The organism is Sphaerochaeta sp. UBA5849, assembly GCA_002432715.1.
In the GTDB taxonomy this organism is placed as follows: domain Bacteria; phylum Spirochaetota; class Spirochaetia; order Sphaerochaetales; family Sphaerochaetaceae; genus Sphaerochaeta.
The window spans coordinates 1-22015 of sequence record DJGJ01000020.1; the positions used below are offsets into that span (position 1 = coordinate 1).

Consider the following 22015-nt stretch of genomic DNA (forward strand, 5'->3'; position numbering starts at 1 on the left):
GAGGATATACTTCCGGCTTATTGCCAGAGGCAGGCCGCGAAAGAACCCTGGTCAGCTTCCATTTGCAGTACCATGTGGCTGTGCTTAGAGATCATACCCGTTCATGATGCTTCCGAATTACGTAGTAGAAGCAAAGTACAGAATAGAGCCCTCATAAGAAAAACCCACTTGAATACCAAGTGGGCTGTGAAAATCAGTCGTTGTATCTTCGTCTGGAGCCCGGGCCTTTTTTGGCGAAGGATCCTTTCTTGGCCTTGGACGTGTTGTACTTTCCATGGACCCTGGGAGATCGGTCATCCGAGAAAGTCGGCCGACTCTCATACCGGTCTTCACCGCCATAGGAATCCCTCCCGTAAGGCTGGTAGTCGTCACGGTCGCTTCTATATTTGCGTTCGCCATAGGATGGCCGTCGATCGTCACGGGTTCGGCCGCTGAGGTTTTTGCCATTGGGATTGTCGGGCTTTGCACGGGTGATGATCGGCTTGCCTTCCGGCCCTTGGTCACCGAACGTCTTCAGGATGCGCTCAGCAACCTGAAGCGGGGCGCTGACAAACGAGAACTCGTCGCGAACGGAAACATCCTGGATGTCCCTGTCCTCTGCTCCCACCTGTTCGATGAGGTAATCGACCAGCATCCGCTTATCCAGTCCGTCTTTCCTGCCTCGAGCGATGAACAGGCGGGTGATCCCGCTTTCCTCCTCGCGTACAGGTCGGTCACCACTTCGATCATCCCGACTGCCACTGATGTGTTGGTACTTGGAAACATCGAGCTGATCTTTGTAGAAGTGGTCCAGAAGGGCTGCCACTACGATTTCAGGCTTTTTGCCGTCGAGCAGCTGTTCGGCGATCGGGAGGAAATGACTGCTTTGCGCATCCTCATCCGAGAGCGCTGAAAGCCGGCTGAGAATTCTTGCACGCTTGATCCTGATGATCTCGCTTGCTTCCGGGACAGACTCGCGCCTGATATCGGTCTTGGAGACTTTCTTGATGAAGGAGAAACGCTTGAACTCACGGGGAGCAACAAAGGTGATCGCAACACCGGTCTTTCCCGCACGCCCGGTTCTTCCTACACGGTGGATGTATGCATCCGGATCTTCGGGCAGGGAGAAGTTGATGACATGGGTGAGATCGGAAATATCAATACCACGTGCAGCCACGTCGGTGGCAACAAGGATGCTGATGCTTCTCTCTCTCATTTTGTGGAGTATCAACTCTCTCTGCTTCTGGGAAAGATCGCCATGCAAAGGTTCGGCATCGTAGCCGCGGTCGATCAACTTCCTGCCGATCTCATCACATTGGATCTTCGTCCGGCAGAAAATGATTCCATAAAAATTCTCTTCCATATCGATGATGCGGGTGAGTGCTTCCAACTTGTCAGACTCTTTCACTTCGACATAAATTTGGTCGGTGAGATTGCTGGTCATCGTGTCCTGCTGAATCTTGACCAAGTGCGGCTCATGCATGAAACGCTCGGCGAGCCTCTGGATCGGCAGCGGCATGGTGGCGGAAAAACAAAGCATGCGCTTTTCAGCTGGAGTCTGCTTCAGTACTTCCTCGATATCATCGATGAAGCCCATGTCGAGCATTTCGTCCGCTTCATCAAGCACCACGAATTTGAGGTGCTCAAGATGCAGCGAACCACGTCGGAGATGGTCGAGAATACGACCGGGGGTTCCGACTACAACATGAACGCCTCTTTTCAGCTTGCGCAATTGCAGTTCCATGGAAGCTCCGCCGTACACAGCGGCGATTTCCAATCGTCGGTCTCCCTTCAGGGAGTTGATCTCTTCTGCGTTTTGTACAGCAAGCTCGCGTGTGGGTGCGAGAATGAGTGCTTGGACCTGATACATTGAAGGGTCTACAATTTCGAGAATGGGAAGCCCGAAAGCGGCAGTTTTTCCGGTTCCGGTCTGTGCCTGGCCAATAACGTCGACCTGGTCCTTAAGGAGCAGGGGTATGCATGCGCTCTGAATCTTGGTAGGTTCTTCGAAGCCTTTCGCTTCAATGGCGGCAATGGTTTGTGCGGACAGCCCTAGGTCCGCAAAGCTTGTTAACTCTGACATGGATCTCCTGAATCATATGTGGTTGGATTATCGGTTGTGAGCCGAGATGAACATAATAAGCCATACCAGTCTATACAAATGAACAAGTTGTTGCAAGACAGAAACATCCCAAAAACCCAAATTCGCCTACCAACGATTATAGACCTGTTCTGCAAAGCCCAGCAGCCTGTCGATCTGCAGTTTTGTGCCATCGTCCAAGGTGCAGGTTCCGCTGAAATATCCGAATACCTGATGTTGGTCGCTCTTGATGATGAGAAAATTTGTGTTCGATGAGCGGTCGACGCATGCTTCAAATACCAAGTCGAGCCGTCCTTGCTCATCTTGCATGGTCCATGGTGCAAGCATGTCCTCTTGATCGAAATGAAAACTGACCTCGCCAAGTTTATGGATGCAATTGTTGTAGAAGATGGCATTCTCGCTTGCCGGCGTTCGATCGGAAAAACCATAGCCGAGGTTCAGCCCAAAGGGTACGTTCTCAAGCAAACCCGAGGCGCTGGCCCAATACCACGTATTCTGGTATGTCCACCTGCCTCTTCCCCAATCCAGTACACCCCAAGCCTCCCCGAGCAAGAGATTCTCTGTTTCCATGCCCCTGCGAATCGTGCCGGTTGCTTTCAGGCAGTTGACTTTTTCGTTGAGATAAAAGGCCTTGCGCTGTTGCTTCCAGCTGGTGGCGATATTGAGGCTCTCTGATGACTCTGCCTGGGTGAGGGTGATGTCATAGTCCAATCCCACCGTTCCATCGGGCAGTACAAGGGTGGGGCAGGCGACCATGATGTGGCGCTGCAGGCCCCGCTTGATGAAAGCGATGCGAAGTTTCTTGTTGGCCCATGAGACTTGGCTGTCCTCGGTGGAGGACGGTGCAAGACCGATGGATCCGCGGGGGAAAAATGTCAGTGCATCGGCCTGGCTGACTTTGGCGGTATTGAAGTCGACATAGCTGAGGGCAAAGAGTGCTGCATACCCCAAGTCGCTGATTGTAGCTGTTACTGCATACCCTTGTTGTTGGTTGATTATTGCATAGTAGTCCCACTCCTTGATCTTGAGTGCACCACCTTTTATCTTGCTACGTTCATAGTTCCAGTAGGGATGGCGGGCCCATCCTTCCTGGATGATGCGGCCCTTTGCATCGAGCAAATCCTGTGCCTGGGTGATTTCAGTCTGCATACCTTCTCCTCCTTATCCCTTGATTCTACAAATTCCAATCATCAACTGTATAGGTGGCGATCTCGTAGGGACGGCCATCAGCGAACAAGGTGATGGTCTTGAGCCCTTTGCTGTGAAACCTGGAGCCGTAAGATCCGTAGCTGGCGCTTCTTCCGTAGTGAAGGTCGATGCCTTCCCAGCTGCCGAAGAAATCGTTGAGGTGGTTATGGCCGCTGAACACAGCCACCGTGTTCATTTTCTCCTGCATTGCAGCAAACAGACCGGTATTTTCCAATGGCGCATTGATTGTCTTATCCAGCTTGACTCCGATAGCATCTCCGCTCTCCCAAAGAAGCCTGAATTCCGGTAAAGGAATGTGGATGAAGGTATACAGAGGTACTTGCCCCAGGCCATCCTCCACCCAGCGATACCATGCAACCTGGGAGGGATAGATGTAGTCGGGGGCGATGACGCCCCCTTCATAGATTCGGCTGTCATGGGAGTCGAGCAACATGATCGCTTGCATTGGTTGCCCGTCCTTGGTAAGGACTATAGGATAATTGCTGTTGCCGGCAACCCAACTCTCACCCTGGGAGAAGATGGCGGTAGGGTAGGCATCCAGCAAATTAGCCAAGGTGGGTTTGTCATGGGCGTACTGGCCGTCGTGGTTGCCGAAACTCAGTGCCCAAAATCGGTTGTGCTGTTGCATGAAATCGGCGAATTCGGTAAGCATTTTCAAGCTGTCGAAGCTGAAGAGGAGGTCTCCACTTATGACCGTCAGGTCGGGATTTGTCTCCTCGAACGCTTTTTCAAGTAAACCATATATTTTTTTTCGATTTGAGAAAGGACCCCTTCGCAGGTGGAAGTCGGTTCCCCAGAGTATGGAGAAGGATTCATTTGTATAGGGCATGGTGAAGGCTTTTTGCTCTTGGATGGCTTGGTCAAGATTGAACGGGTGCTCCGGCACAACAAAGAGTTCGGTATGCTGGTCAAAGTCCTGATATATTCTGGTGTTGGTCAGAGCGTCAATGACCAGATAGGTGGCAATTCCTGTTGCTATGAGCAAGACTGCCAAGGAGATGAGTACTGTTTTGAGAATCCTGCCGGTAGTTGGTTTCATACAGCCTGTAGCCTAGCATGGAACAGCCTGCAATTCCATATGAAAAAGCCGGCACGAATGCCGGCTATCACAATTGACGCATGAATGCTCTTTCTGTTACTGGCCAAGCACCACAGTCAGGAAGGTTGTCAAAAAGTTATCCTCGAAGGCATCGGAGGTATACAAGGCCTGAGAGAAATCCTGCTGGTTCTGACTTCCGCTGTAATAGTCATAGAACATCGAGAGGTAGCTGGCCATTCCTTCATCCTGGGTATCCTCCCCAACTTCGAGCAGAAGGTAGGAAGAGCCGACCTTGATAGGGTCCAAGATGGTGTTGGGCTGGGCGGTATAGAGCTCTTTGGCGACATCGCCGGTGGCGGCACTGCGAAGCAGACCTGCGGGGTCGGTATAGGTGAAGTCACTCATGTAGCTGCTCTTGCCTGCGTTGTAGGGAGTCGAACCTACTTCAACAACTTCCAGATTATTCTGAAGGGCCAGCTCATCAAGGCCTTCAGCCTTGGCTTTCTCGGCCCAGTCCTTTGCAAGGTCTGAGAGATAGGTGTCGATCAAAGCGGAGTCGTTGACTGCAAGGTATGCCTTCACCGAAGCAAGCGTAGAATCGCTGGCATAGTCGCTTTCCACTGGAGCACTGTTGATCTTGTACAGCGAGAACGAACCGTTTGCCTCGAACGGGCCAAGAACGTCTCCCTCCTTGGCACTGAGCAGGGCCAAAGCCTCCTCGGCGTTCTTGAAATTGGAGAGAATACCGTAGTAGTACAGTTGACCAACCCTTCCCTCCGCGGCTGCATAACCGTCCAGGCTGTTTGCAACTGCTGCTGCCTCGAACGTGGTCTGTCCGCTGGTGATGGATTCATACAAATTCTTGGCCTGCTCTGCTGTCTCTACGGAGATGATGCTCAGATCCATGGTGTAGAAGAGCTGCTTGTTCTGCAGGGCGTACTGGGAGGCCAATTCATTTGGATACTGGTTCTGGTTAACTACAAGATACCGGAAAGTTCTTCCCTTACTGGCCATCGCTGCAATATATTCAGCCTCGGCGCTGGAGGAAAGAACGGTTCCTACATCGTCGACTACAATCTGGTAGGGAAGCGAACGGCGGATGGATTTCTCTACGCTTGCCTTGGTCTCGGCACTGGCATTCTGATAGGTGGCCACATCAAACTTGCCGTCCTTGTTGTAGGCTCCGCTGTTGATGATTGCCCTATTGACTACTTCATCGGCGGCAATGATGCCAGCCTTGGTGGCCAATTCGTTGATTGCGGTGAATATCACCGTGCTGTCGTAGGCACTTTTCCAAATCTGGTAGAGAGCCTGGGTCTGGTCCATTCCGCTTGATTTATACTGATCGGCATAGTTCTGGACCTGGTCATAGAAGTAGTTGCCGTAGGCGTACTTGATCTCCTGCTTGCCGTACTTGCCGAAAACGATGCCATCACTCGTACTTTTACCGACAAAGGCTTGAATTGCGGGAGCCAACACAAAGGAGATGGCGATGAGAATCAGGATCAACATACCCAGAACCCAGCCGATGGTGATCTTGCGTTTTGGTTTGAGAGCGGCTTCTTTCTTGCCCTCAACAACTACTGTGTTCTTTTTTGCTTTACCGATGGTGAGCTCTTTAGCCTCACCCTCGGGCTTCTTTCCATTTGTGTCGTCATTTGCAGACATGATAAACCTCTTTCTGTGGAGCATTTTCCGCATGAGCGGACAGTCTTATGAAAAATAGCATTTCACCTAGCTACTGTCAATGAATTGCTGTATAAAAGCAAAAACGCCTGTTTTTGTTTCGTATTGACATTCAAAGGGCCAATAGGTATATTGAACTCCGGCTGTGAAGCTGACGGGTAGTAGCGCAGGGGCTAGCGCACTTGGTTCGGGACCAAGGGGTCGGAGGTTCAAATCCTCTCTGCCCGAGTAGGGAATTCATGATAACTCCTTGTTTCGTAATGGAAATAAGGAGTTTTCAATTTTATAGGAGCACTCGATGTACACCACCTTGGCCTTGGATTTGGACGGTACTCTCACCACCAGCACCAAAGAGATTACGGTGCGTACGAAAGAAGCGGTGCAACGTGCTCACGACAAGGGCGTTCACATCGTTCTTGCCAGCGGACGACCTGTGTTGGGTATTGTTCCTGTCGCCCGGAGGCTTGGCCTGCTGGGTGAGGATGCAACCATTCTCGCCTACAATGGAGGACAGCTGGTATCCACGCGCAATCTCGAGGTGATCCGGGAGAGAACCGTGGATTTGAACACCATCCATACTTGTTTCACCTACGCCAAGGAGCACCGACTTGCCGCACTCAGCTATGATGAGCAAGGAGTCATAACCGAGATGCCCGACGACCCGTATGTGGGCTTGGAAGCCTATAATAACGCCATTCCCATCAGGAAGGTCGACGATCTCATTGCAGAAGTCCGGCATCCGATGCCCAAGGTCATGATCGTGGGAGAGCCGGCAAGACTGCTTGCAGCCAAAGAAGCGTTGACGGGATTGGTCGGCAACCATGCTGACCTGGGGTTCAGCGATCCCTTCTTCATGGAGATTACGGCACAAGGAGTGCAGAAAGCATCGAGCCTTGTTACGCTGCTCTCCCTCTTGGGTCATACAGAGCAAGATCTCATGGTCATCGGGGACGGCCTCAATGATGTGCCGATGTTCGGCATTGCAGGTCTTGCCGTTGCCATGGATAATGCAAGCGACGAGGTCAAGGCGTATGCCCACACCACTACCGCATCAAACAACGAGGATGGTGCAGCAAAGGCCATAGAATGCCATATTCTTTCCCAATAGGGCAAAAACTCTTCATTCACAATACTTTTTGTTGTGGTAGAATACCAATTACATGTATCACGGACCAACCATAAGGAGGGTAATCCATGAAAAAAGTAACTTTGCTGGTAATCGTATTGGTTATGGCAACCACGCTCTTCGCCCAAGGCGGCAAGGAAGTTGAGGCTGCCGACAGCAGGCCGACCATTCGCCTGCTCACGGACGCAACAGGAATCGATGACAAGTCCTTCAACGCAGCTGCGTGGAGAGGCATCGTCCAATACTATGGCGATACCGTGGAGAATGCTGCCAACCGCGGCAAGCTCTATGATGTAGTGACTGCACAGACTCAGGACATGTACATCCCGAACCTCAGACAGGCCTCCGATGAAGGGTATGACCTGATCATGGTCACCGGTTTCACCTGGGCTGACGCCCTGAGCGAAGTAGCTCCCCAGTATCCGGATCAGAAGTACACCATCGTAGACGTGGACTGGGTGGGACTGCCGAATGTCTTGGAGTTCATCTACTCGGAGGAGCAGGGCTCCTACCTCGTAGGGTTGGCAGCTGCGCTGCAGGCCAAGGAAGATGGAATCCAGAACCCGAAGTTCGGATTCATCGGCGGAGTTCCCGGAGCAACCATCACCAAGTTCGAGATGGGCTACGTCCAGGGCATTCGTTCGGTATTCCCCAATGCTCAGATATTTGACTACTATGCCAACGACTGGGGCAAGCCCGAACTTGCGAAAGCACAGGCGAAGAACTGGTACGATATGGGTGTCTACTGCATCTTCAGCGCAGCCGGTGGAACCGGAAACGGCACCATTGCACAGGCAAAGGAATATCGTATGCAGGGCAAGAACGTCTGGGCGATCGGTGTAGACAGCGACCAATATGCCGATGGCATCTACGCCGGAACAAAGAGCGCCGTCCTGACGTCCATGATCAAGAGGGTGGAAAACTCTTCTTTGATGGTCCTCAAGGCTGTTGCAGATGGATCTTTCACCGGCGGGGTGGTCCAGATGGGCATGGCCGACGATGGTGTAGGCTACTCAACGGCAAATCCCGAACTCAGTGCAAACGTGATCAAGCAGGTTGATGCAGCAAAGGCTGATATCATCAGCGGCAAGATCAAACTCTACAAGACGTATCGTGAGGCCCTCGCAGCAGGTGCTGCCCCCGCAGGGCTTGCAGCTCTCGACGACTGAGCAATCCACTGCCGGCAGGAGACTGCCGGCTCTCTCCCTGGGCATTCGGTGTAGTGGTCAGAGAAAGAGCTTTGGAATGAGGAGCCGATGGTGAGTGAATACGCAATAGAAATGATGAATATCACCAAAACATTTCCCGGTGTGGTGGCAAACGATAAGGTGAAACTGCAGGTAAGACATCAAGAAATTCATGCATTGCTTGGTGAAAACGGGGCTGGAAAGTCTACCTTGATGTCCATCCTGTTTGGATCATACAGTGCAGACAGCGGCTTGATCCTGCTCGATGGCAGGCCTGTTGAGATCAAGAACCCCAATGTGGCTACCGCTCTGGGGATCGGAATGGTCCATCAGCACTTCAAACTGGTGCAGAACTATACCGTAACCGAGAATATCGTCTTGGGTATGGAGCCGACGAAAGGCAGGTTGCTCGATATGAAAAGCGCCCGCGAGCATGTCGCCCGACTGAGCAGCCAGTACGCCCTGAAAGTCGACCCGGACTCATTGGTCGAGGACATCACCGTCGGGCAGCAACAGCGTGTGGAAATTCTCAAAACACTCTATCGCAATGCGAATATCATTATTTTCGATGAGCCTACCGCCGTCTTGACTCCGCAGGAAATCGATGAGTTGATGGACATTCTCAAGAAACTTCGTTCGGAAGGAAAAACCATAGTATTGATAACCCACAAGCTTAAGGAGATAAAGGAAGTCGCAGACCGTTGCACCGTCCTTCGACGCGGCCGCTGTATCGGGACGGTCGAGGTAAAGGATGTCAGTGAGCAGGATCTTGCAGAAATGATGGTAGGCCGAGCGGTGAAATTCGAGATTGAGAAACCCGAGCAGCAGCCGGGCAGGGTGATGTTGAGCCTGAAAAACCTTCAGGTCGCCGATCAAAACGGCACGATGCGGGTCAAGGATGTAAGCCTCGATGTCCACGAGGGTGAAATTGTCGGAATTGCCGGTGTCGACGGCAATGGTCAAAGCGAGCTTCTGGGTGCCATCACCGGTTTGTTGCCGATTGCCGGCGGTTCGGTGTTGCTTGACGGCAAACCCATTGAGAACCTCTCCATCCGCCAGAGGATCGAAGAGGGGCTTGGGTATATCCCCGAAGATCGAAAAAAGTATGGAGTGGTTGGTGAGTTCACCATAGCCGAGAACACCGCCCTCAAGAACTACTACCGGGATGCGTACCGAAAACGGATGGGCATCCTCGATTATGAAGCAATGAACCAGGAGGCTGAGAACCTCATCAAGCAATTCGACATCCGCAGCGCCGAGGGAGCGAAGACCACTGCGGGAAGCCTGTCAGGGGGAAACCAGCAAAAGGTCGTCGTTGCCAGGGAGATTTCCCTCTCCCCGAAGGTCCTGGTGGTGGCACAGCCCACCCGGGGATTGGACGTCGGAGCGATTGAGTACATCCGAAAGCGGATCATCGCCGAGCGAGAGAAGGGCAGGGCCATCCTGCTGGTCTCCTTCGAGCTTGATGAGATCATGAATCTCTGCGACCGCATTGCAACCATCAGCAAAGGGCGTATTGTGGCAGTAAACAAACAGAACGAGGTCACCGAATATGACATCGGCTTGATGATGGCCGGGTCGAAGAAGGAGGCGCTTTGATGAAACCGTCTCGTCAAAAGCTCATCCAATCGGATGGGGCCGTCTCGGTTCTGGTTGTCGTGTTGGGTTTTCTCGTAGGCACCGTATTGGTCGCCCTGGTGGGAAAGAACCCCTTGAACATGTACAAGGCGCTTTTCCAAGCACTGAGCGGGTACAATATCGACAACGGACGGATGAATGTCCGGTACATCGCCGAGACGCTCAACTACTCGGTTCCCTTCATTCTCTGCGGACTTTCCATGGGGTTTGCCAAGCGCGTCGGGCTGTTCAACATCGGTGGTGAAGGCCAGTACATCATGGGCATGACCATGGCCCAGGCGATTGCACTGCTTGGACCCCGGATTCCCGTACTGCATTGGATGCTCGCCATGCTCGGGGCAATTGTCATCGGTTCACTGTGGGGCGGCATGGTAGGCCTTCTGAAGGCAAAGTACGAGGTGAGCGAGGTGGTCTCCACCATCATGCTCAACTATGTTGCCCTGTACCTGAGCCGGATCATCTGTCTGCAACTGCCTGGAGCCACCACCTACAAGACGGCGAACTTTCCCGAGACTGCCTTGATCGGCAATGCATTCTTTCAGAAAATCACCAACAACTCACTGTTGAACAACGGCATTTTCATGATGGCCGGCTCAGTATTGGTCTATTGGTTCATCATGGAGAAGACCAGTCTCGGGTACGGCATGAGGGCCACCGGCTTCAACAAGGATGCCGCAAGGGCCAGCGGTATTCCCGTAATCAAATCCATCTCGATATCAATGGCCATCAGTGGTGCGTTCGCAGGACTTGCCGGCGGTATCGTCGCCCTCGGATCCTTCAAGTACGGGCGGGTGCTTTCAGGGATGGACAACTATGGATTCGACGGTATAGCCGTCGCTCTGGTAGGCAACTGTACGGCACTGGGCACGACGCTGGCCGGCTTGCTCTTCGGACTGCTCAAGAATGCACAGGCTTTGATGCAGAGCAAGCAGATACCCAAGGAAATCACCTTCATCATCCAAGGTCTCATAGTCATTTTCATCGCCCTTCGTTCGGCACTCAAGCTCTATCAGGAGTACTTGGACAAGAAACAGCTGCAGAAGGAGGTAGGAGTCAAATGAGTATGATATGGGGAATGCTTCCTTCAGTCCTGATGATTGTGGCTCCGATTCTCATCACCGCAATAGGTGGTATGATTTGTGAAAAATCCGGTGTTGTAAATATCGCTCTCGAAGGCCTGATGGCCATTGGCGCCTGCACGGCAGCAGCAGCCCATGTGTTGATGGAGGGTTCGGGTATGAACCACACCCTCTCCCTCTTCCTGGCTTTGACGTTGGGGTTCGTCTTCGGCGGCCTCTTCTCGCTGGTGCATGCACTGGCTGCCATCAACCTGAATGCCGACCAGACCATCAGCGGGACGGGCATCAACCTGCTGGCAAACGGGGTGACCATCTTTGCCAGCCAGATCCTCTTCAATGCCGACCGCACCCGTGAGTTCCGCATGGGGATGCAAACCGATGCCTTGGGAATCTATCCTACGGCGTATATCGCCATCGCGGTGGTAGTCCTGTCCTGGTTCATCCTCTACAAGATTCCCTTCGGCGTACACCTCAGAGCCTGCGGGGAGCATCCGGGAGCTGCTGAGAGCGTAGGCATCAATGTGAAGAAGATGCGGTACTTCGCTGTTGTGGCCAGTGGAGTCCTGGCAGGTCTTGCAGGTGGGTGTGTGGTGCTCACCCAGACCATCCAGTACACCTCCAATACCATCAACGGCCGCGGCTTCATTGCCCTTGCCGCAGTTTCCTTCGGACGGTGGAAACCGCTGGGAGTCACCGGAGCTGCATTCTTGTTCGGCACCGCCCAAGCGTTTGCCATCATCGCCAACAATATTCCCGCCCTCAGGGTGCTTCCCACCGAGGTATTCAATATCCTTCCCTATGTGGTAACCCTTGCAGCACTCGTTCTCTTCAGCGGCAAGAACTACGCACCGAGTGCAGCCGGAAAGGCGTATGAGAAGGGGGCAAGCTGATGACACCGCATAATCGCGCAGACAAAGCCGACATAGCCCCTGTCGTTCTTGCTCCCGGCGATCCGATTCGTGCCAAGCTGGTAGCCGAGCAGTTCTTGCAGGAAGCCAGCCTTGTCACCGACGTTCGCAATGTATTGGGCTATACCGGTTTGTTCAAGGGACAGAGAATCTCGGTGATGGCAACCGGCATGGGCGGACCTTCGATCGGGATTTACAGCTATGAACTTTTTACAACCTATGATGTGAAGGCAATCATCCGCATCGGTACCTGTGGAGGTCTACAGAAGCAACTCGGGGTTGGTGATCTGGTCTGTGCCATGACGGCGAGTACCGATTCTGCCTGGGCTCATCAGTACAACCTCAAAGGCACGCTCAGTCCCTGTTGTGACAGTGCATTACTGTTTAGGGCTGTTGAACAGGCGCACCTGCTCGGTTTCCCCTGCCATGCCGGCATGGTGCTCTCCAGCGACTTGTTCTCCTCCTATAATGCATTGGGACAGGAGAGTTGGAAGGCATGGGCCCGTATGGGTGCTCTTGCCCAGGATATGGAAACCTATGCCCTGTATGCAACAGCGGCATGGACGCAGAGGCGGGCCCTCTCGATTCTCACCATGACCGATAGCTGTGTCACCGGTGAGGGTTTCGGTCCTGAGATGCGAATCAAGGGCCTGTATCCGATGATTGAAGTTGCCCTGAAGGTTGCGTTGGAGGTGTAACAATGGAATTTCTCCATGCCATGCAGCATCGATTTGCCTGCAAGCTGTACGACCGAAAGCGGATGCTCGACGACAGTGAAATCCAGAAGATCTTGGAATACGGCAGGCTTACCCCCACTTCATTCGGCCTTGAGCTGTGGTCGTTTCATGTTGTGAAAGGACCAGAGGCGAAAGAAGCCCTGTTTCATGCCTGCTTCGACCAGGAGTCGGTCAGAACCAGTGCAATGACCGTTGCTGTGCTGGTCCGCACATCGCCTTTCGCCAATCCTGACGGCGATTTGGTACACAGCCGCGGCAAGCGGTTTCCCGATCCCTTGCAAGTCTTCATCGACGACTACCGACCCTATTACGACTTCCTCAAGGCAGAGGGCAGGCTGGATTGCTGGCTGAGAAGCCAAGGGTATCTGGCCATTGCAAACATGATGACGGGAGCCGCCGCCCTGGGCATTCAAAGCTGTGCGATTGAAGGCTTTGACGAAAAGAATGTCCTCAGGGTTTTGGATGTGAAACCTGAGCAATGGCAGGTCTCATTGCTTGCAACCTTCGGCTACCCGGCAGAAGACGAGCGGCCGAAGATTCGCGAGAGTCTGGAAAATCTGGTAAGCTTCCACTAAGGCAGGTTGGCCAGAGAGCGGTCCACCAAGGTCCAGAACCAGGGGATGTCGATGTTCTTGGCAACCAAGACACCGCCATCGGAATTGGTGGGTGTCTTTGTTGTTTTCCCGTACGTTTGTCCCGGATTTGTATCCACTTCAACCCTGCAATACTCGGTTTCCACCTTCGAAGGATCGACCAGATATGCGACGCACAAGGGGTCGTGCATCTGCGGCTGCCCCTGCCCGCGCTTGGTATAGTTGGCGGTATAGCTCTCCATGCAGGAGCAGAAGACGGCGGTACTGCGCCCTTCCCGGCGTTGAAAGTCGGCAAGCCGAGCGGGGCTGAGGGTGACACGGCGGGTGCAATCCAAAGGAAAGAGCACCAGCTTCGCCCCAGATGAGAAGACCAAACTCGCAGCTTCAGGGTCGGCGAAGGTGTTGAACTCGGCATGCTCGGTCACATTGCCTTGGCTGAACGAGCCTCCCATGACCACGATCTGCTTGCAAAGCAAAGCCACTGAAGAGTCCTTGCAAAACGCAAGGGCCAAATCGGTCAACGGCCCCACGCTGACGATGCTGATCTGGTGGGGCATGGCTTTAACCAACCTGATGAGCGCATCAATGCCGTCTTCCTCTTGGGCCCGCTGGAACTTTCTGGGAGCAAACACCGGGCCGTCCAGCCCCGATTTCCCATGGAAATCACCGGCTTGTACGGGTTTGCGTACCAACGGCTTGTCGGCTCCCTTGTAGACCGGACACCGGATCCCTGCCGTTTCCAAAATATTTAGTGTGTTCTCAAGGGTTTTCTCCAGTCCTACATTGCCTGCAGTTGCAATGACCGCCTCAATGGTGAACTCCTGCAAGCCTGCAGCAAGAAACAAGGCGACTGCATCATCCAATCCTGTATCGACATCCAAGATAATTCGTTCCATCTAATCCCTCTTTGGCAGCATGATGTTCAAGGCGACGGCCACAATGGTGGCGATGACTACCGACAATTGCCCGAATATGGTCTGAAACCAGGCGAAAAAGGTTGAGAGAGCGGCCGAAGATTCAGCGATCCCGATACCCAAAGCTGCCGAGAGACCGACGATGGACGTAGTTCGATAGTTCATCTCTTCCGATACTACCAGCTTCATCCCGGTCATGGCAATCGAGGCAAACACGCTGATCACTCTGGGGTATGGTGGTGAGCAGGGCGAAAAACTTGGGGACCAAGCCGGCTATGAGCAAAATGAATGCAGAGAGTGAAGGTGTATAGCGGTTGATCACCTTCGTGGTGGTCACAATACCGACGTCCTGGCTGTAGGTGGCGGTGGGATAGAGCGAAAGGCCGATGGTGAAAACCACCGTACCGGTGATCAGGGGAGGAGCTTCTCTTAACGAGGGGTTTCCCATCCAGTTCGAAAATGCTTGCTTCATGGCCCAATGGCAGCACAATTGCTGCAGGCGATACAAAGAATATGCTACTATAGGCGGTATGAGAATCATACAAATTGCAGTGGGGCCGAACCAGGTCCCTCTTACCGGGTACTTGCAGGATATCACCAACGACGGGGGGATTCGCAACATCAGGCCGTCGGTTGTCATTTGCCCCGGAGGAGCGTACCGATTCCGCTCTGAACGCGAGCGCGATCCTGTTGCTCTTCACTTCTTGAACATGAGCTACAACGTATTCATCCTGGATTACTCGGTGCAGGAGGAGGCAAAGGACCTCAATCCTTTGCTTGAAGCAAGTGATGCCTTGATCAAGATTCGAGAACATGCGCTATCGTGGATGTGCGACCCAACGCGTATCGCCATCGTCGGCTTCAGCGCAGGAGGACATCTGGCAGCCTCCTTGGCTGTTCTTCACAATCATGAGGTGCTCAGCTGTAGGCAGGAGATCAGGGACGAGAACAACCGGCCCGATGCCGCCATTCTCTGTTACCCGGTGATTACCAGTGGTGAGTACGCTCACCAGGAGAGCATCGGCTGGGTCAGCGGCGGCGATGCAAAGCTCAAGGACCTGATGAGTCTGGAGCATCAGGTGAATCCCAAGGCAAGTCCGATGTTCATCTGGCATACCGTCACCGATGCCTCGGTCCCGGTGGAGAACAGCATGCTGCTCGCTCTCTCCTTGAGGCGCGAGCAGGTGCCGTTCGAGTTGCATCTCTTTGAGAGTGGAAGCCATGGGCTGTCCATGTGCACCGAGGAGGTCGGAACTCCCCATCCCCTTTGCAGGCAGTGGGTCGGTCTTGCCTCCACATGGCTGAACAGCCGGTTTCATCATACCCTATAGGGTTGCAAGCATCCCCTCTGCCGACCTGATTCCGCTGGCCCATGCTCCGGTGATGCCGCGGCTGGTGCCGGCACCATCCCCTGCAAACCAGATATCCTCGGTGACACGGAAGTTCTCGTCGAGGTAGGCTGGTTTGTTTGCGTAGAGCTTGATCTCTGGATAGTACATGATGGTGGAGGGATGCAGCACCCCGGGCACGATCGTATCGAGGTTCTTCATCGCCCTCCAGATGGCTCTAAGGATTTTTGCAGGAATCGCCAGGGATATGTCGCCGGGGCAGCAGGTTCGCAGGGTCGGTTCAAAATCATAGAGGTCGTCGCTGAAACTTGCTTCCTTGCTCCGTGAGCCGAGGCGGAAGTCTCCAACCCGCTGCATGAGCGGCTGGCCGCCGCCCATGAGTGCCGCTTGCAGCCCCAAATTTTCTGCAAACGCTTGGCCGCTTGCCAAAGGGGCTGTAAACCGTACCGTCTTGAGGATGGCAAAGTTGACCAAGCCATTGTCATGGCGGGAGTCGGGGGCGAATGCATGACCGTTGACCGAGTACCACTGGTCTCCCCGGTTGGTTGCATAACGCTCGCGCACCACATGGGCATTACCGCTGTTCGTGCAGAAGGTTCGTACCTTCTCGGGGAAGTAGAATTTCGGGTCGTAGTAGTCGCGTACGATCGGGTAGCGCTCGATCCTCGTCTCCACCCTCAGTCCGATGTCCACGATATTGTCGATGAAGGGAATTGAAAGGGAGCGCATCAGATCCTGCAGGAAATGAAAACCCTTTCTGCCAGGGGCGACCAGAAGCTTCTTATAGCCTATCTCCCGTTTCTCGGTGACGATGAAACGCTCCTCGGCATTCACACTCTCCATTGCCTCACCGAGTGAGAGCTGCACCCCGGCATCGGCCAGTCTTGCCAAAAGCTCCTTGATCAGAAGCAGGCCGCCGTCGGTTCCCAAGTGGGTCTGCTTGATCTCCAAGAGGGTGCAGCCGAGGCGCTCGGCGCGCTTCTGGTACATTTCAATGTTCGATTTTTCCAGAAACGAAGGCTTGAGGAAGTCGATGACCTCTTGAAGATAGTGTTGGGCGGCTTCTTCGGTCCAATATTCGACGGGAAAGCCGATCGGGTAGGTGAAGTTCATTTTGCAGTCATTGCGCATACCGCCGGTAGAAACCTTTTCGCGGTCGATCATCAGGATTTTTAAATCCGGTCGTTTCTTGATGAGCGTGAATGCGGTGCCCATGCCCGCAGGTCCGCTTCCTACAATGACAACATCGTACATGTCCATGAAGAGCCTCCCAGATGTAATAGGAAAGGTTCTCCCTTTCCAACCAATTATCCCCATTGTCGGGTGTTTGGTAAACCCCTTGTCGGGGAGACCGGCCTTGCACAGAGCATGTATTCATGGTATTACACCAAAGTAGGAATGGTTGTTGTGAGGTGAAGATGTACATAAGTGCCAAGGAAGCAGCAAAAAAGTGGGGTATCTCCGAACGGAGGGTTCGCATTCTCTGTTCCGAGGGAAGGGTCGACGGGGTGCTCAGGACTTCCTGGGCTTGGAATATTCCCTCCGATGCCCCAAAACCCGGCGACGGCAGGCACCTCAGGCACATGAAGAACCACGACTTGAGAATCGGGGGAATGGATTTCTCCCGGCTTGAGGCGGAAGCTCAAGGCCTCAAAAAAATTGTCGACCGCCAGCAATTCATTCGTTCCTATCATAGCCTGGTGACCCGGTATGTACTCACTGCTTTTGCAAGCGAGGATATTGTCGTGGATGCCCGGGACTTGGCTGTGCTGTACAACCGCTGCTTCGTTCCTTCCCTGCCGTTTGAGATCCAACTGCTTGCACTCAATGCCCGGTCGATTCTGGTGCGAATGCTGTATCAGTACGGCTTGGGTCCGGTTGAAGGCAAAAGCCGGCCTCAGATGTGTGAGCAGCGACTGAAAGAGCTGTACCAGATGATGTGCCAAGGGATTGAGGATGAGGGTCCGGTCGCCTATCTTGATGCAGACAAGGGCCAACAGATGGAAACCCTCTTTGTCCAATACGACCGCGATTGGGCCCATCTGCATCCGGTTGTACGCTCGCTCTTCCTCTATGGCGAGTTGCTGAGGATCAAGCCGTTCGGTCGATTCGACGCTCTGCTCTCCGCCCTGGCTTTCGCCCAGGAGTTGATCAGCTCGGGCTTCCCTCCAAGTCTCTTCGATGCCGCTCATGTGGATGAGTTCAAGGCTGCCATGATTCTGACCAGAAGCCGTGGCAACTACCAGAATGCACTGAGGATGCTCGAACAGATGCTCGTATTTGAGTGCTCAAAACTTGGGAGCAGGGAGTAATCTTGATGGTGGTGTTCTCCAACGCAATAGTGGTCGATGGCAGTGCATCCGCACCGTTTTGTGCGGATGTGGTGATCGAGGCCGACCGGATTGCTTCCGTACTGCCCCCTTTGAGCATCGACGATGCCTCTTGCATCGATTGCAGCAACCTGGTGTTGTGCCCCGGGTTTGTAGACATCCATGGTCACAGTGATTTGGAAGTACTCCACAGTCCATCCATGAGACCGAAAATCGGGCAGGGAATCACCACCGAGGTCGCCGGAAACTGCGGGATCGGGGTGTTTCCCGCTGAAGCGGGCGACCCCTTTCTTTCTGAACTTACCGGCGATGTCCTGGGGCACTACCCCAACGTGGGGTGGCCATCCTTCAGCTCCTACATCACAGCGCTCAAGGAACGGGGAAGCGGTACCAATATGGCCTTCCTGCAGGCACACAGTGCACTGCGAAGCCATGCCATGGAGGGTAACGCGAACCGGATGGCAACCGATGAGGAAATCCAGCGCATGTGCCTGTACCTTCGGCAGAGCCTCGAGGAGGGGTGCATCGGGCTTTCCAGCGGACTGTACTATGCTCCCTGCATCTTTGCAGACACCAAGGAGCTGCTGGCTTTATTGTCGGTGGTGAAGTCTTTTGACCGGCTCTTTAGCGTACATATGCGCTGTGAGGGCTCGGATATCCTATCCAGTATCGAAGAAGTTCTCGACCTTGCCCGCCAAAGCGGGGTGAAGCTTCAGATCAGCCACCTGAAAGTCATCGGGAAGAAGAATCAGAACCTGGTTCCAGCCATGCTTTCCCTGATCGAGGAAGCCCGGGTGGAGGGCGTGGATGTCCAGTTCGACCAATATCCCTACGAGTACGGCTCTACAAGTCTTTTCAGCCTGCTTCCTCCTGCCTATCTCAAACTCAGCAGGTCGGATTTGAAGCAAGCCCTTGGCAGCAAAACCGAGAGAAACACCATCAAGACCATGATGGAGGCGGGCAGGGGCTGGGACAGCATCGCATCCCTTTGCGGCTGGGAAGAGATTACGGTGCTGCTGCTGCAAAGCAATCCCCGCTATGAGGGTTTGACCATGGCCGAGGTTGCTGCAATGCGTAATCAGGATCCATATGAAGCCTTTTTTGACTTGCTTTCCGAGGAACAGGGATCGGCTTTGATGACCGATGTGACCCAAAGCCAGGACTCGATTAAACGCATTCTCTCCCATCCATTGATGTGCTTTGGAACCGACGCCCTCTATGCCGGCAGGAAGACCCACCCCAGAAGCCATCAAGCCGCCCTGCATCTGCTTGACCGGTATTGGAAGCAGGAACCGGTTCTCAGCCTCGAGCAGTTGATAGCAAAAATGACAAGTTGCGGGGCAAAACGCCTCGGCTTGTCCGACCGCGGTCTGGTCGCCAGGGGCTATAAAGCCGATTTGGTGCTTTTCGATCCAATTGCACTGCAAGATTGCTCGGATGAGCGTCACCCGGATGCTCCGTCCATCGGGCTTCGTCTGGTTATGGTGAATGGTACGATTGCTTTCCAGGATGGGAAATACACCGATAGCACCAGCGGCTCGATTCTGCTCGCTTAGGGTTGCTCGTAGCGATTGAGGAAGCGTTTGGTTCTGGGATTGGTCGGATTATTGAAGAGTATATCCGGACTTCCTTCCTCTACAATGAGTCCATCATCCATGAAGATGACGCGGTCCGATATATCCCTGGCAAACGACATCTCGTGGGTGACGACGATCATGGTCATTTTTTCCTTGGCCAAATCCTTGATGACCTTCAGGATCTCGCCTGTCAGCTCGGGATCGAGGGCACTGGTCGGCTCATCAAAACAGAGAACATCTGGATTGAGGGCAAGGGCGCGGGCTATGCTCACCCGTTGCTGCTGGCCGCCCGAGAGCTGGCAGGGATAGGCTTTTTCCTTCTCTTCCAACCCCATTTTTGCAAGGAGCGTACGTGCCGTCCGGGCTGCTTCCTCCTTGCTGCGGCCAAGCACATGCATCTGTGCTTCGGTGATGTTCCTGAGTACGCTCATATGGGGAAAAAGATTGAAGTTTTGGAAAACCAAGCCGAGATTGAGGCGCACCTCCTTGAGCGTCTGCTTGTCGGCATAGACCACTTTGCCTTCCTCCGATGTGCTGACCATGGTCTTTGAGCACACTTCAATCTTCCCTCCATCGATGGGTTCCAGCTGGGTGAGACAACGCAGCAAGGTGCTTTTTCCGCTTCCGGAGGGGCCGATGATGGAAAGAACCTCTCCTTTGTTGAGCGTGAAGGAGATGCCTTTGAGCACTCCCAGGCCGTCGAACTCTTTCTTCAGGTTTGCAACCGAAATGATTTCCATGCCGATCTCCTAGTGGTAGTAATTGAGCTTCTTCTCAAGCAGGTCGAAGGAGCGGGAGACGAGTGCATTCATGATGAAGTAGAACACACCTGCTATGAAGATGGGCATGGTGGAGAACTGCCTGGCCGCCGCGTTCTGCGCAACCCTGAACAACTCGGCCACTCCGATGGTCTGTGCCAAAGCGGTGTCCTTGACCAAGGTGATCACCTCGTTTCCCATGGCGGGAATGATTCGTTTTACCACTTGAGGGGCGACGATATGGGTAAATGTATGGGCCTTGGAAAAGCCCAGCACCAGCGACGCCTCGTACTGGCCTATCGGGATGGACTGGATGCCCCCCCGGTATATCTCGGCAAAATATGCGGCATAGTTGATGACAAAACCCACGATGACGGCGGTAAAGCGGTCATAGGAGGCTCCAAATATATAATAGGGTGCGAAGTATACGAACAACAATTGCAGGATCAGTGGGGTGCCGCGCATGATCATGATGTACATATTGACCATGTTGGAGATGATTGGATTCTTGGACATCCTTCCTTTTGCAACCAATAATCCCAACGGTAGGGAAAAGAGCAAGGTGAGGATGAATATTTTCAGGCTGGTGACGGTTCCCGCCAGCATCTGCAGCAAGAGGTTTCCCATGCAAGTCTCCTACAAAATGGATAGTTCCCTTGAAAAAAAAGAAACGGGGAGCAATGCTCCCCGACATCATACAGTTTTCCTTATTTTCCGACAACGGTGATATCGGAGCCAAACCATTTGGTGGAAATCTCAGCCAGAGTTCCATCCGCCTGCATGGCAAGCAACTGCTGCCAGACTGCATCGGCGAGCTTCTGGTCTCCCTTGCGGAATCCAATACCGTAGTCTTCGGGAGCGAGCTCCTCTGATAGGATTCTGAAAGCCTTGCCGCTGCGCTTGATGTTGTCGTTTGCAACGGTGACGTCGACAACCAAGGCATCAATACCGCCGATCTCAAGATCCATGAGGCCGGTCAGGTTTTCCTTGAACTCCACAAAATTCTTGATGGATTTCTTGAAATCCGGAGAAGCATCGATGGCGCTGGAGGCCGAAGATCCTGCCTGATAGCCGACGCTCTTTCCACTGAGGGAAGCAAGGGTGGTGTAGGGACTGTCGTCGCGAACTACGACAACCTGGGCATTGTGGATGTACGGAGGGGTGAAGGTCATAGCCTGCTTGCGCTCTTCGGTGATGGTGAAGCCGTTCCAGATGCAGTCGATGTTGCCGGTGTTCAGCTCCTGTTCCTTGGCGTTCCAGTCGATCGGCTGGAGCTTCAAGGTGATTCCCATGCGCTTGGTCACTTCCTTTGCAAGGTCGACGTCGAAACCGACGATCTCACCTTTCTCATTGCGGAATCCCATCGGGGGGAAGTTGTCGTCAAGGCCCATGACCAACAGGCCCTTGCTCATTACCGTATCCAGGGAGTTGTCACCACCGGGAGCTTGTTCCTTGGTGCCGGCGGCAAACAGACTTGCGCCCACCAACAGCAGGGCCAACAGTACAACAGTGCATCGTTTCATTGCTATTTCTCCTCAATTACGAACAAAGCATGCTTTCTTTGGAGAGTTTACCCGTAATAGGAGAAAATATCCAGACTTTCTGTATAAATATTCAATAGATGTATATGCTAATGGCAAGAATCTGCAAATTTGCACCCTTTGCAGGCACTGTTCTTCTTTGTGCCGCACGAGGCGCAGTTCTCCTTCTTGCCCTGTCTATGCAAGGTTCTGATGGCAAATCCAATCAACAGGAGGATGATCAGGGCGACTATGATGTTGGAGATGATGGGGGTATACATGGCG

General features: G+C 53.4%; 21 protein-coding genes and 1 tRNA gene. 11 read left to right on the top strand and 11 right to left on the bottom strand.

Annotated elements, in window-relative coordinates; all coding sequences use genetic code 11:
- Positions 1 to 193 precede the first annotated feature (193 nt).
- The 4 genes from B3K89_RS02660 to B3K89_RS02675 form a co-directional block, all read right to left on the bottom strand.
- Positions 194 to 2062 carry a DEAD/DEAH box helicase gene (locus B3K89_RS02660; protein WP_293893127.1) on the bottom strand — a complete coding sequence of 623 codons (1869 nt, stop codon included), beginning with the start codon at positions 2060 to 2062 and terminating at the stop codon, positions 194 to 196.
- Positions 2063 to 2188: 126 nt separating this feature from the next.
- On the bottom strand, positions 2189 to 3229 hold the full coding sequence (locus tag B3K89_RS02665; protein ID WP_293893130.1) for a DUF2804 domain-containing protein: 1041 nt from the start codon (positions 3227 to 3229) through the stop codon (positions 2189 to 2191).
- Between the two features lie 25 nt (positions 3230 to 3254).
- Positions 3255 to 4328, bottom strand: a complete 1074-nt coding sequence (locus B3K89_RS02670) for a metallophosphoesterase (protein ID WP_293893133.1) — start codon at positions 4326 to 4328, stop codon at positions 3255 to 3257.
- Between the two features lie 96 nt (positions 4329 to 4424).
- Positions 4425 to 5996 (bottom strand): SurA N-terminal domain-containing protein, encoded by a 1572-nt coding sequence (locus B3K89_RS02675; RefSeq protein WP_293893136.1) that lies wholly within the window; start codon positions 5994 to 5996, stop codon positions 4425 to 4427.
- Positions 5997 to 6169: 173 nt separating this feature from the next.
- Between B3K89_RS02675 and B3K89_RS02680 the strand changes: the two genes are divergently transcribed.
- From B3K89_RS02680 to B3K89_RS02715, 8 genes are all read left to right on the top strand, one after another.
- Positions 6170 to 6242, top strand: a tRNA-Pro gene (locus B3K89_RS02680).
- A gap of 70 nt (positions 6243 to 6312) precedes the next feature.
- Positions 6313 to 7122, top strand: a complete 810-nt coding sequence (locus B3K89_RS02685; RefSeq protein ID WP_293893139.1) for a Cof-type HAD-IIB family hydrolase — start codon at positions 6313 to 6315, stop codon at positions 7120 to 7122.
- 86 nt (positions 7123 to 7208) lie between these two features.
- Positions 7209 to 8309, top strand: a complete 1101-nt coding sequence (locus B3K89_RS02690) for a BMP family lipoprotein (RefSeq protein ID WP_293893141.1) — start codon at positions 7209 to 7211, stop codon at positions 8307 to 8309.
- 90 nt (positions 8310 to 8399) lie between these two features.
- Positions 8400 to 9926 (top strand): ABC transporter ATP-binding protein, encoded by a 1527-nt coding sequence (locus B3K89_RS02695; protein WP_414712336.1) that lies wholly within the window; start codon positions 8400 to 8402, stop codon positions 9924 to 9926.
- On the top strand, positions 9926 to 11026 hold the full coding sequence (locus tag B3K89_RS02700) for an ABC transporter permease (RefSeq protein ID WP_293893146.1): 1101 nt from the start codon (positions 9926 to 9928) through the stop codon (positions 11024 to 11026). Before B3K89_RS02695 ends, B3K89_RS02700 begins: the two co-directional genes overlap by 1 nt.
- Entirely contained in the window at positions 11023 to 11934 is a 912-nt protein-coding gene (locus B3K89_RS02705) for an ABC transporter permease (RefSeq protein WP_293893148.1), read from the top strand. The genes B3K89_RS02700 and B3K89_RS02705 overlap by 4 nt, the downstream gene beginning before the upstream one ends.
- Positions 11934 to 12650 (top strand): purine-nucleoside phosphorylase, encoded by a 717-nt coding sequence (gene deoD / locus B3K89_RS02710; protein WP_293893151.1) that lies wholly within the window; start codon positions 11934 to 11936, stop codon positions 12648 to 12650. Before B3K89_RS02705 ends, deoD begins: the two co-directional genes overlap by 1 nt.
- 2 nt (positions 12651 to 12652) lie before the next feature.
- Positions 12653 to 13264 (top strand): nitroreductase family protein, encoded by a 612-nt coding sequence (locus tag B3K89_RS02715; protein ID WP_293893154.1) that lies wholly within the window; start codon positions 12653 to 12655, stop codon positions 13262 to 13264.
- Here B3K89_RS02715 and B3K89_RS02720 read toward each other — a convergent pair.
- Positions 13261 to 14178, bottom strand: a complete 918-nt coding sequence (locus B3K89_RS02720) for a nucleoside hydrolase (RefSeq protein WP_345907022.1) — start codon at positions 14176 to 14178, stop codon at positions 13261 to 13263. The genes B3K89_RS02715 and B3K89_RS02720 overlap by 4 nt on opposite strands.
- Positions 14179 to 14299: 121 nt before the next feature.
- Entirely contained in the window at positions 14300 to 14668 is a 369-nt protein-coding gene (locus B3K89_RS02725; RefSeq protein ID WP_345907023.1) for a solute carrier family 23 protein, read from the bottom strand.
- A gap of 58 nt (positions 14669 to 14726) precedes the next feature.
- Between B3K89_RS02725 and B3K89_RS02730 the strand changes: the two genes are divergently transcribed.
- A complete protein-coding gene (locus B3K89_RS02730) occupies positions 14727 to 15527 on the top strand; it encodes an alpha/beta hydrolase (RefSeq protein ID WP_293893163.1) in 801 nt (266 codons plus the stop codon).
- On the opposite strand, the gene B3K89_RS02735 is transcribed toward B3K89_RS02730, so the two are convergent.
- Positions 15522 to 16805: an FAD-dependent oxidoreductase gene (locus B3K89_RS02735; protein ID WP_345907024.1), complete on the bottom strand. Its 1284-nt coding sequence runs from the start codon at positions 16803 to 16805 to the stop codon at positions 15522 to 15524. The two genes, B3K89_RS02730 and B3K89_RS02735, sit on opposite strands and share 6 nt — an antisense overlap.
- Before the next feature lie 158 nt (positions 16806 to 16963).
- On the opposite strand from B3K89_RS02735, the gene B3K89_RS02740 reads away from it, so the two are divergent.
- Positions 16964 to 17857: a hypothetical protein gene (locus B3K89_RS02740; protein ID WP_293893167.1), complete on the top strand. Its 894-nt coding sequence runs from the start codon at positions 16964 to 16966 to the stop codon at positions 17855 to 17857.
- Positions 17858 to 17862: 5 nt separating this feature from the next.
- Entirely contained in the window at positions 17863 to 19431 is a 1569-nt protein-coding gene (locus B3K89_RS02745; RefSeq protein WP_345907025.1) for a D-aminoacylase, read from the top strand.
- Here the strand turns inward: B3K89_RS02745 and B3K89_RS02750 are convergent.
- From B3K89_RS02750 to B3K89_RS02765, 4 genes are all read right to left on the bottom strand, one after another.
- Positions 19428 to 20192 (bottom strand): amino acid ABC transporter ATP-binding protein, encoded by a 765-nt coding sequence (locus B3K89_RS02750; protein WP_320351084.1) that lies wholly within the window; start codon positions 20190 to 20192, stop codon positions 19428 to 19430. The genes B3K89_RS02745 and B3K89_RS02750 overlap by 4 nt on opposite strands.
- Before the next feature lie 9 nt (positions 20193 to 20201).
- Positions 20202 to 20837 (bottom strand): amino acid ABC transporter permease, encoded by a 636-nt coding sequence (locus B3K89_RS02755; protein WP_293893175.1) that lies wholly within the window; start codon positions 20835 to 20837, stop codon positions 20202 to 20204.
- An 80-nt stretch (positions 20838 to 20917) separates the two neighbouring features.
- Positions 20918 to 21733: an amino acid ABC transporter substrate-binding protein gene (locus B3K89_RS02760; protein WP_293893177.1), complete on the bottom strand. Its 816-nt coding sequence runs from the start codon at positions 21731 to 21733 to the stop codon at positions 20918 to 20920.
- Positions 21734 to 21840: 107 nt separating this feature from the next.
- Complete coding sequence (locus tag B3K89_RS02765) at positions 21841 to 22011, bottom strand: FeoB-associated Cys-rich membrane protein (RefSeq protein WP_293893179.1); 171 nt, start codon at positions 22009 to 22011, stop codon at positions 21841 to 21843.
- Between the last annotated feature and the right edge of the window lie 4 nt (positions 22012 to 22015).